At 56.2% G+C, this 6371-nt stretch carries 4 protein-coding genes and 1 pseudogene; 1 reads left to right on the plus strand and 4 read right to left on the minus strand.

Annotated features, from left to right (window positions below):
* Nucleotides 1-30: 30 nt before the first annotated feature.
* The 4 genes from AC3G2T_RS06725 to gap all read right to left on the minus strand — a co-directional run bounded on the left by AC3G2T_RS06725 (nt 31) and on the right by gap (nt 5515).
* Nucleotides 31-456 (minus strand): MarR family winged helix-turn-helix transcriptional regulator, encoded by a 426-nt coding sequence (locus AC3G2T_RS06725; protein ID WP_488434956.1) that lies wholly within the window; start codon nt 454-456, stop codon nt 31-33.
* A 133-nt stretch (nt 457-589) separates the two neighbouring features.
* The gene (glpX, locus tag AC3G2T_RS06730; protein WP_474679621.1) at nt 590-1555 is read right to left on the minus strand and encodes a class II fructose-bisphosphatase; all 966 of its coding nucleotides are present in this window, start codon (nt 1553-1555) and stop codon (nt 590-592) included.
* Between the two features lie 72 nt (nt 1556-1627).
* Entirely contained in the window at nt 1628-4309 is a 2682-nt protein-coding gene (gene ppdK, locus AC3G2T_RS06735) for a pyruvate, phosphate dikinase (RefSeq protein ID WP_488434957.1), read from the minus strand.
* Nucleotides 4310-4456: 147 nt separating this feature from the next.
* The gene (gene gap / locus AC3G2T_RS06740; RefSeq protein WP_488434958.1) at nt 4457-5515 is read right to left on the minus strand and encodes a type I glyceraldehyde-3-phosphate dehydrogenase; all 1059 of its coding nucleotides are present in this window, start codon (nt 5513-5515) and stop codon (nt 4457-4459) included.
* Nucleotides 5516-6108: 593 nt separating this feature from the next.
* On the opposite strand from gap, the pseudogene AC3G2T_RS06745 reads away from it, so the two are divergent.
* Nucleotides 6109-6371 (plus strand): annotated as a pseudogene (locus tag AC3G2T_RS06745) (hypothetical protein); the annotation flags it as partial.

Consider the following 6371-nt stretch of genomic DNA (forward strand, 5'->3'; position numbering starts at 1 on the left):
ATAGACATCTATGCATTTGGGTAAAAAAAATTAAAACCTGCGGTAGAGGCGCTCCAGCAAAAACTCGAGCTGCTCTTGTTCTGTCTGCGTGAAGTCGCCGTAAATAACGTCGTTCAGTTTATCGGATACGGCCCGAAATACGGGCTCCAGCCGGAAGCCTTTATCCGTAAGCCGAATCAGCGTTATTCTGCCGTCCTCTTCGCTCTTGACTCTTTCGACATAACCGAGCTTCTCCAGCTTGTCCACAAGCACCGTTACGGTAGGCTGCGTGCGATGGATTCGTTCGGCCAGCATTTTAATGGACAACTGCGCATTCTCACGGTACAGAAACACCAAAATATCCCCGTGGGAAGGAACGATATCCTGCACCCCGTGAGCTTCCAGCTCCGACACAATCATTTTGTGGACTGCATCTTTAATCTTTCCAATCGTTGCGGCGGCGTTGTATGTTAGCATGCTTTGATTATACATAGATATCTATATAATTTCAAGCGAAATTTGATCCGCTGAAAAAAACGGCTTAGGAGTCCGGCAGGCGGAACTACTTTTGTGCATATCTTCTACGCACGCAGTTCGCCCGCCAGACTCCCTAGGCGCTCCCAAGCCGGCACTCCTGCAGCTGATGAATGCTCCGGACAAACCGGACAGACTCCGTATGCGCCCTCATGACGAGCGAATGCGTTTCGGCGCGGCTGCCGTAAAAAAATTTTACGCCCTGCAGCAGCTCGCCCGGCGTTACGCCCGTAGCTGCGAAGTAAATGTCCGAATCCCCGACGAGCTCCCTCATGCTCAAAGCTTGATCGGGATTGCGGATTCCCATCGAAACGCAGCGGTCCCGCTCCTTCTCGTCCGCCGGAAGCAGCCTGCCCTGCAGCTCGCCGCCCAGGCAGCGTAGCGCCGCCGCGGCAAGCACCCCCTCCGGGGCCCCGCCTGAGCCGACGTGCAGATCGATGCCCGCTTCAGGAAAAGCGACTGCCATCGCCCCCATCACATCGCCGTCGTGCAGCAAATGAATTTTGACTCCGAGCGAGCGCAGCGCCTCGATATGGCCGTTGTGCCTTTTCCGGTCCAAAATCGAAACGGTCAACTCGTCCGGCTGCTTGTGCAGCAGCTTTGCCGCCTGAAGGACCGTTGCTTTCAGCGGTTCATCCAGGCTCAGCTTCCCGGCTAATCCGGGGCCCACCGCCAGCTTTTCCATATACATGTCCGGCGCATGCAGCAAATTGCCTTTTTCGGCGATCGCTACGACCGATATGGCGTTGTTTCTCCCGCTCGCGACGATTTCCGTTCCTTCCAGCGGGTCGACGGCCACGTCGAATCGGGGCCCTGTTCCGCGCCCTACCTGCTCGCCTATGTAAAGCATCGGGGCCTCGTCCATCTCCCCCTCGCCGATGACCACCTCGCCGTGAAAAGGGACGGAGCGGAACTCCGAGCGCATTGCGGAAGCAGCCGCATCGTCGGCGCTCATTTTGTTGCCCTTTCCTGTCCAGCGGGCTGAGGCCAGCGCCGCCAGCTCCGTTACCCGCATGATGTCCAGTGAAAAATCTCGTTCCATATGGCCCAGTCACCTCTCCGATTGTAAGGCAGGCAGGCTGCACGAGTCGGCACAGCCTGCCGGCTGATTGTTTTATACGGCCTCGACGGCTTGCCGCTCAGGCAGGACAGCTTGCTCCAGCACAGCTTGCGCAGCGGCAATCCGCGCCAGCGGAATGCGGTACGGCGAGCAGCTGACATAATCCAGGCCGATCCGGCTGCAGTAAAAGATCGATTGTTTGTCCCCGCCATGCTCGCCGCATACGCCGGTTTTCAGCGCCGACCGCACGGATCGGCCGGCGGTTACGGCCAGATCGATGAGCTGGCCGACCCCATCCGTATCCAGCACCTGGAACGGATTGTCGGGCAGCAGCTTGCGGTCCACGTAGTGGGACAAAAATTTGCCCTCCGCATCGTCCCGGCTGTAGCCGAACGTCATCTGCGTCAAATCGTTCGTGCCGAAGGAGAAGAAATCCGCATGGGCGGCGATTTGCCGGGCGGTCAGCGCCGCGCGCGGCACTTCGATCATCGTGCCCACTTTATAGCGGCATTCGCGCAGCTTGCCCTCACCAAGCACCTGCTCGGCGACCTGATCGATCAGCTCGCGGATCATTTTCAGCTCGTTGACGTGGCCCACAAGCGGAACCATAATTTCCGGAAGCACCTCGACATTCCTGTCCATGCAGCGGGAAACCGCGCGGAAAACGGCTTCGATCTGCATGTCGTAAATTTCCGGGTGGACGATGCCGAGCCGGCACCCCCGCTGCCCGAGCATCGGATTCGCCTCATGCAGCGATTGAACTTTGCGGATCAGCTGCAGCACTTCCGCTTTTTCCTGCTCGGAACCGTTCTCCTCGTAAGTCAGCCTGTTCAGCCTTTTTTGCAGCTCCGTCATATTCGGCAAAAACTCGTGAAGCGGCGGGTCCAGCAGACGAATCGTCACCGGCAGGCCGTCCATCTCGTCGAACATGCCTTCAAAATCGGCCTGCTGCATCGGCAGCAGCTTGCGCAGAGCCTCTTGGCGCTCTTCGGCGCGGTCGGCGAGAATCATCTGCTGCACGACGGGAAGACGGTCCGGCGAGAAAAACATATGCTCGGTCCGGCACAGCCCGATCCCTTCCGCGCCCAGCTCTCTCGCTATTTTGGCGTCGTGGGGGTTGTCGGCGTTCGCCATCACTTTCAGCGTGCGAATTTCGTCGGCCCACTTCAGCACTTCCAGAAGCTCTTCGGTCATCGATGCTTCCTGCAGCGGCACCGCTCCGAGAATGACCCGGCCGCTCGCGCCGTCGAGGGTGATCCAGTCGCCCTCCCGGACGGAGAGGCCGCCGGCCTGCATCCGCTTCTCTTCCAGGTCGATGCGGATCTCCTCGCAGCCGCAGACGCACGGCTTGCCCATTCCTCTCGCCACGACCGCCGCGTGGCTCGTCATGCCGCCGCGGCTCGTCAGCACGCCTTCGGCGGCGATCACGCCGTGAATATCTTCGGGCGTCGTTTCCGTCCGCGCCAAAATGACGGTCTTGCCCTCGCGGCCCCATTCCGCGGCCGTATCGGCATCGAACACCAGTTGGCCGACCGCAGCGCCCGGCGAAGCCGGCAAGCCTGTGGCCAATATGTGCTTGATCGCCTGTTCGTCGATGCCCCGATGCAGCAGCTTATCCAAATGCGCGACCTCGATCCGCTGCACGGCTTCCGCCTTCGTCAGCAGGCCCTCGCGGACGAGATCGGCCGCGACTTTTAAAGCGGCTTGCGCGTTCCGTTTGCCGCTGCGCGTCTGCAGCAGGTAGAGCTTGCTTTTTTCCACCGTAAATTCGATGTCCTGCATGTCTTTGTAATGCTTCTCAAGCTGCTTCGCAATGTGGAATAACTGCTCATACAGCTCGGGTGCTTCTTCCTTCAATGCGGCAATGGAAAGCGGCGTTCTTACACCGGCGACGACATCCTCGCCCTGCGCGTTCATCAAGTATTCGCCGTAAAACTCATTGTCGCCCGTCGACGGATTGCGCGTGAACACGACACCGGTGCCGCAATTCGCGCCCATATTGCCGAAAACCATGCTCTGCACGTTGACCGCAGTTCCCTGCTCGTCGGGAATCCGGTTGATTTTGCGGTATACTTGGGCCCGCGGATTGTGCCACGATTTGAACACCGCCTCGACGGCGAGCCCGAGCTGGTTATGCACATTTTGCGGAAACGCCTGCCCGGTTCTGGTCTGGATGCACTGCTTGTAGTCGGCAATCAGGCTTTGCCAGGCCGCCGCCGATACCTCATGATCCTGCTCAAAACCGTGCTTCTCCTTCATCTGATGCAAAAGCTGCTCGAAATGAACGCCCTCGATGCCAAGCACGACGCTGCCGAACATCTGGATCAGACGGCGGTAGCAATCGTAGGCAAAACGCTCGTTGTCCGTTAGCCGCGCCAAACCTTTGACCGTGTCGTCGTTCAAGCCCAAATTCAAAATCGTATCCATCATGCCCGGCATCGACGTCACAGAGCCCGAGCGCACGGACACGAGCAGCGGATTTTCGGGATCGCCGAATTTTTGTCCTTTTACACTTTCCAACTGCTTCATGGCGGCGGCAATTTCCCGGAAAAGCTCATCCGGAATGCGGTTGCCGATTTTGAAAAAAGTGAGGCATGCCTCCGTCGTGATCGTAAAACCCGGGGGCACCGGGAGCCCGGCGCGGGTCATTTCCGCCAGATTGGCGCCTTTGCCTCCGAGCAAAGCTTTCATTTGTGCGTTTCCCTCATGAAAAGGTAAAACATGTTTGGCTGCCATCGTTTTGTTCCCCCTTCGATTTATCCATGCATGCGTCGCTGCGGCAAATTCCGTAAAATGTTTTGACCCCGTTCGTAGGAAGGGTATACATCATATTGCCGCAAACTTTGCAAATCACAACTCCGAGATCCTGCTGCCGGGTTTCCGCTACCTTTTGACCGTTGACACCAGACATTCCGCATCGCTCCCTTTCGATTGATTTTCGGCACGGGCCATATAAGATACAAAATCGATGACACGGCAGGCGTAAGCCCATTCGTTGTCGTACCAGGCGAGCAGCTTGACCTGATCGTCCCGTACCATGAGGCTGAGTCCGTCAATGACGGCCGACTTGTCGTTGCCGATATAATCCGCCGACACCAACGGAAGCTCGTTGTAAGCTACGTAAGTTCCGATTTCGCCTTCAACCGCTTGTTGAAACGCTCTTTTGACTTCCGCGGATTGCACCGTTCGATGCAGTTGAACCTGCAAATCCAGCAGCGACACATCCTGCGTCGGCACGCGTACGGAGATGCCCTGAATGTGCGGCGCGAGATGCGGCAGCACATCCGTGAGCGCTTTGCCTACGCCCGTCGAGGTAGGGATAATCGAATTCGTGCACGCTCTGGCGCGGCGCAAATCGTTGTGCGGGTTATCCAGCAGCTGCTGGTCGTTCGTATACGCGTGCACCGTCGTCATCCAACCCTGCTTGACGCCGAAGGCATCGTCGAGAATGCGCAAAACCGGCGCAATGCAGTTCGTCGTGCAGGATGCCGTAGAAAGAATGCGGTGCTTCTTCGGATCGTACCGATCTTCATTCACCCCCATGACTACCGTCAAATCCATGCTCCCGCCCGGCGCCGTAACCAATACTTTGCGGGCTCCGGCATACAAATGGCGCTCCGCCTGCTGGCGCTGATTGAACTTTCCGGTGGAGTCGATCACGAGGTGGACCCCATACTCCTCCCAGGGCAGCAGATCCGGCGTTCTCTCCGAGACAACCGCCACCCGCCGGCCGTTAATAAGCAGATCCCCTCCGTCGGCTTCGATATGCGCATCCCAGTAACCATGTATGGAATCGTACTTCAAAAGATGAGCCAGCACATGCAGAGGGCTGGTTGAATTAATCACGGCTATTTTGCAGTCGGGATTCGTCTGCGAGAAAGCTTTGCGTATGCACAATCTTCCAATTCGGCCTGTACCGCTAATGCCAACGCGCATTTTCATGCCTCCTAATTAATTATTTAGTATGTATTTAATATATATTTATTTTATTTATGATGCAATATATTTTCGAAAAAATCGTCATTAATACAAGGTATGTTTGAAATTTTTGTGAAATTTCGTTTATATAGTGTGTATTATATAAAATATAGCCTGAAAAAGACGCACAAAATAACTGTGCCTCTTGAGATGGGGGCTGCGCTCCCGCCCGCAGAATCGCAGGCGAATCGCGTGGCAGGCGGACATGCGCAAATAAACCTGCTGAAACTCTTGCGACGCCATGTACGTCGCTCTACAAAATGAAAATAACGAGGGCTAACTGCAAATCCGGGGTGTTAGGCTCAACGCGGCAGGGTTGTGGGGCGGGAAAGTACCGTACGATAGCAGCCAGTTTGCTGGAAAAACGGGAAGTCGCCGAAGGGCGTGGGGCGGGATATGCCGCGCAATAGCAGCCAATTGCTGCGAATCCAGGGGGGGGGTTTGGCTCACAATGTTGTCAGGTTAGTAGATTTTGGTATAGTAGAGGTAAACGATAGAAACGGATGATAGCGCGTGAAAAAAACGGAAAAACGGCCTTATCCCGTGTGCTTAACAAGATGAAAAGCGACGAATTCAAAGAAAGCGCGAAGAAGAATACGCAGGATTTTAAACGCAATCGCAAGATTGGTTTCTTTCCGCTGCTGCTTCTCATCCTCCGCATGGTCCGAAAATCGACGCAGTTGGAGTTGGATGAATTTCGCGAGATGTTCATGCCAGAAGAGGCGACAACGACAACGTATACGAAACAGTCCTTTTCCGAGGCCAGACAAAAGCTCTCCCCGGCCGCGTTCACCTTGCTAAATGACGAACTGGTTCAGGC

The organism is Paenibacillus sp. sgz302191 (assembly GCF_057749925.1).

Coding starts and splice junctions, on each gene's coding strand:
- glpX (WP_474679621.1), bottom strand. CDS start 1,555: ATGGAACGAGATTTTTCACTGGACATCATGCGGGTAACGGAGCTGGCG.
- ppdK (WP_488434957.1), bottom strand. CDS start 4,309: ATGGCAGCCAAACATGTTTTACCTTTTCATGAGGGAAACGCACAAATG.
- AC3G2T_RS06725 (WP_488434956.1), bottom strand. CDS start 456: ATGCTAACATACAACGCCGCCGCAACGATTGGAAAGATTAAAGATGCA.
- gap (WP_488434958.1), bottom strand. CDS start 5,515: ATGAAAATGCGCGTTGGCATTAGCGGTACAGGCCGAATTGGAAGATTG.